Annotated in this window: 4 protein-coding genes; all 4 read right to left on the reverse strand. The window is 45.7% G+C overall.

From position 1 onward, the window contains the following. Positions 1 to 493 (reverse strand): GNAT family N-acetyltransferase (locus ABY436_RS19135; RefSeq protein WP_372740522.1); only part of this gene is annotated, 493 nt, incomplete at its 3' end. Between the two features lie 387 nt (positions 494 to 880). Continuing rightward, positions 881 to 1,807 (reverse strand): hypothetical protein, encoded by a 927-nt coding sequence (locus ABY436_RS19140; protein WP_372740523.1) that lies wholly within the window; start codon positions 1,805 to 1,807, stop codon positions 881 to 883. 567 nt (positions 1,808 to 2,374) lie between these two features. Beyond that, positions 2,375 to 3,628 (reverse strand): ammonium transporter, encoded by a 1,254-nt coding sequence (locus ABY436_RS19145; protein ID WP_372740524.1) that lies wholly within the window; start codon positions 3,626 to 3,628, stop codon positions 2,375 to 2,377. Positions 3,629 to 3,637: 9 nt separating this feature from the next. Further along, positions 3,638 to 3,976 (reverse strand): P-II family nitrogen regulator, encoded by a 339-nt coding sequence (locus tag ABY436_RS19150; protein WP_372740525.1) that lies wholly within the window; start codon positions 3,974 to 3,976, stop codon positions 3,638 to 3,640. Positions 3,977 to 4,489 lie beyond the last annotated feature (513 nt).

The raw sequence follows: 4,489 nt of genomic DNA on the forward strand, positions 1-4,489 counted from the left end.
GTTCGTTGATAGCAGAAATTGGATCACCCGTTAAGGATTGGCCCAGCCAACCTACTGGCATTGAAAGTTCCAGAGGAGCTTGGATGACATCTTCTGACAGAGGTTCAAATCCTACCCTGGAGTAGAAAGATGGGTCTCCATAAGTAATAACCACATTCGCAGAACCGTTTTTTATCGCATTAAGCCCATAATTGATTAGCGCCTGCCCGATGCCTTTTCCCTGATGTTCAGTGCTTACTGCAACCGGAGCCAGCATATAAACCAGAATGGATTCATTAAACCGAAGGCGAGTAAAGAAAATAGAACCAATCAGTAATTCATTTTCATATGTGCCGAAACAGATTATTTCGTCATTGTCGATGTTTGAGGATAGCTCTGAGGCAAGATCGCCAATCAGCTTGCCTTCTTTTTCTCCCTCAGATGAAGTGAATACAGAAGTGAACAGGTCTGCTATTTCTTTTTGATTTTTATTGTCAAGAATTCGGTGATTCATACCTTACTATCCAAAATTATTACGCTTATCGTTTTAGGTTGCTAGATGCCTATCTTTAATATTACTGCCCATGACCGAATTAGCGCCCACCTGCCTAAGCGCTTGATCTGGTTCGACTCAGAGCCATTTAAGACGCAAAGCGACCTCAAGCTGACATTAACGTCATCTGCAATGATTGCTTAGTGAATCGCCGCTAGTTCTTTAGACACTTCTCAGCCGCCTTTCAAATTGGGTTTAGCCAACAATTACGTGCCATCAACCACTTCTCGGCTGAGCTGATATACAGCAGAATAATGTAGCTATATTAGCAACAACTGTGATCTGACCCCATTTTCCCTATTAGCAACAACTGTGATCTGACCCCATTTTCCCGCATAACAACTGTAATCAGCCGCAGCCAAAGGCGGTCCGCTGCATTGCTTTGTTAGGCACGGACGGCCACTTGCTTAGGTACTTTTTCTCATCAAATGAGGGCACGTCAACTTTCTCGATTTCCTCAGCTGTTCCCAATTCGTTGTGTTCAAGAAGAAACAACACGAGGTCTCGAAGTGAATTGCAGATGAGTCTCAATCGAGTCATGCAAAAGTTGCTCTTTGCGTCCGACATTGATGAAAGCAACATTGCCTCTAGCTGTAGTATGCCTTCGTTCCCATCTCGAATTTCCTCATAGTTGATGCGAAATTCGTGATAGGACATGCACTGATCTTCCGCGCCAGTGTCGACCCGAAGGTGCTCGCCGATCTCTCCTTGCATCAACTGAAAGACCTGCTTATCTGTTGAAACTCTTGTCTCCGAGAACGCTTGCAAATCAGTTTCCGCAAACATCCTTTCCACACGCTTCAGATGATAGTTGAACTCATTAGACTTATCGTCATCGTTAAATTCCAAGAACCTAACGTTGGCCTTCAACACTTCTACCCAGCAAAAGAATCGGCAGAACAGATACATCGTGCCTATCAAGTAATGCTTCTTTGTCATAGGCCAAGAACCATACATTTGCGCGCAATCATCTTCAGCGAGAAGAACCTTATTTTTCGACTTGGATTGCCTCACGCACAAGTGCCACAAGCGATCTTGAAGATCGCCAGCAGAGATAAGGATTACCCTGGAGTACCTCTTGACTGCAGCTCGAATACTCGCCTGCTCCTCAAGTTGGATCTTTCGTTCATTCTCCCAATCACGTTTCAATGCCTTGTGATCTTCGAGATCCTTCTTAAGACGATTCTCGAGCAAGTTACGGGCTAGATAGCCGAGTACCAGGACGGCTGCGCTCGTGCCCCCGAGCGCAGCAAGAAACGGCTCCAAGAAACTCAAAACGATACCTCCATTGAGTGCCTAACATCAAAGATCAGATGCAGCCACCTGATATTATATTTCTATAATGTTCAGCAATAGATCTAAATGGCTCGGACATTTCCCTTTTGCCCAGCATTCGTCATCGGTGAGATCTAAAACTTATCTGGCTGCACCACTGAGCCCCCATGCAGGGAGTTCTTTTTCACGATACTCTTCTTGCTCCATGTTAGATAGAACAGGTATATATTTTCGGATACGTTGTTCAAAGTCGGTAAGACTTCCTGAGTAGTCCCGAACTTCCGACAAAACTGAAGTGATATCAGATTCATTTATATCCCAATTAGGGAAATATTTGGAACAACTGGGGCCAGAGCAGAGTTTTCCATTTATCCCGCAATAACCAGCAGAGCCATCCTGGCTATAGTTTTGTTCCTGGTATTTGATACATCCCTGTCGAATATAGGTTATGACACCAGCGCTGAGGAATTAAGTTAACTGTCCCCGGAATCCATAAAGCAAAAAAGCCCCTGTTTTTGATTAAAACAGGGGGCTTTTTATTGGGGAGGAGCTCACACCCAGGATAGATTACTTACCTGAGGTGAATTCCGGGTAGGCTTCCATACCACACTCGTACACATCCATACCTTCCATCTCTTCCTCTTCGCTAGCCCGCAGACCCATCGTCGCTTTGATAATCAGCAATACAATGTACGACGCGATAAACATCCAGGCAAAGGTTACCGCTGTACCGATCAGCTGCCCCATAAAGGTTGCATCAGGGTTTGAGATCAGCACCGCAAAGATGCCCCAAATACCGGCGGCACCGTGTACCGAGATCGCACCGACAGGGTCATCCAGCTTCAGCTTGTCTAACGCCAGTACTGAAAGCACTACAACCAAACCACCTACGCCACCGATGAGAGAAGCCGTTCCGGCATCCGGTGCCAATGGCTCAGCAGTGATTGCCACTAAGCCTGCGAGTGCTCCGTTGATGGTCATTGTCAGGTCGGTTTTGCCAAATAAGGTGCGAGCAAAGAGAGCAGCAACAACCATACCCGCCGCTGCAGCTGCATTGGTATTTACAAAGATTTTAGCGACGGCGTTAGCTTCCTCAACGTTAGCAATTTTCAGCTCAGAACCACCATTAAAGCCGAACCACCCCATCCACAGAATAAACATACCCAACGTTGCCATGGGTAGGTTGGCACCCGGAATGGCACGTACCTGACCGTTCGGGCCATACTTTCCTTTACGCGGCCCCACCAAAATCACTGCTGCCAGTGCGGCGGCAGCTCCTGCCATGTGTACCACAACCGATCCTGCAAAATCCTGAAAACCGAGTTCATCAAGGAAACCACCGCCCCACTTCCAGTAACCCTCTACCGGATAGATAACAGAGACCATCACAACAGCGAAGATCAGAAATGGCCACAGGCGCATCCGCTCAGCAACAGCACCCGACACAATAGACATCGTCGCGGCAGCAAACACGGCCTGGAAGATAAAGTCGGCCATGTTTGAGTAATACGGCGCATCTTCGCCACCAGCAGTCACCGACTCAATGGTATTATCCGCGCCCAGCAGGAAATCTAATCCGGGAATGACCGAGCTAACAGGGTTAGCCGGATACATAATGTTGTAACCTACCAACAGATAAGCAACACACGCAATACCGTAAAGAAGCGCGTTCTTATTAAGTATCTCTACCGTATTTTTACTGCGTACCAGCCCGGCTTCGAGCATAGCGAAGCCTGCGGCCATCCACATAACCAACACGGTACACATTAAAAAGTAGAATGTGTCGAGCGCGTATGAAAGTTCAATTGTTAGATTACTCATCTATATCTCCTATAATGCAAAAACGCCGGAATCACCGGTGCGAATTCTGAAAACTTGCTTAATCTCTGTAATAAACAACTTACCATCGTCAACATGCTCGATTTTGACGATCCCGGAAATCGCATCAATAACCTGGTCTACCAGCGTATCATCAGCCGCAATTTCCAACTTTATCTTGGGTACAAAATTGATACGGTACTCTGTACCTCGATAGAGTTCGGTGTGACCCTGTTCGCGTTCAAAGCCTTTAACTTCAGTCATGGTAAGACCGTTCACGCCAATAGAGTGCAAAGCCCCTCTGACCTCTTCCAACATATGTGGGCTGATAATGACGGCTATTAAATACATTTGATCTCCGATCCATGTGATTCGAATATTATATTCCTATTAAGAATATGTAATATTCGTGCCAACATTTTTTTATTGTTTTAATTCAGTACCTTAAATTAAGAAAACACATAAATTCTAATCAAAATGCACAATAGCAGAGCATTACTCCCGTCTGCAGCCAACTGATGCACACTAAAGCTGGGCATAGCGCCCAATGCATCGAACCCGGTCTATAAAACACAGCGGAAAATATGTCGCTGGTTGCGAAGAGAGTGGAAGGTGCGCCAGCCTGAGAGTTTGATTTAGGCCGGTATAAAACTGAATGGCGGGCGTACTGTTGAGAGTGCCGACTGATCCTTCAAATTAATGATTGAAAAGTGACAACTTTATTCAGGACGGATCAAAGAAAAACAAAAAAGGCGAACCATTGCTGGTTCGCCTTTATGTACATTTTATCGACTAATGAGTCCCAAACTTAATTACGCTCACAAACTTCATTAAACCAGTCACAAACTTTATTGTGAGTTGACA

This window comes from Neptunomonas sp. (assembly GCF_041601355.1).
Lineage (GTDB): Bacteria > Pseudomonadota > Gammaproteobacteria > Pseudomonadales > Balneatricaceae > Neptunomonas.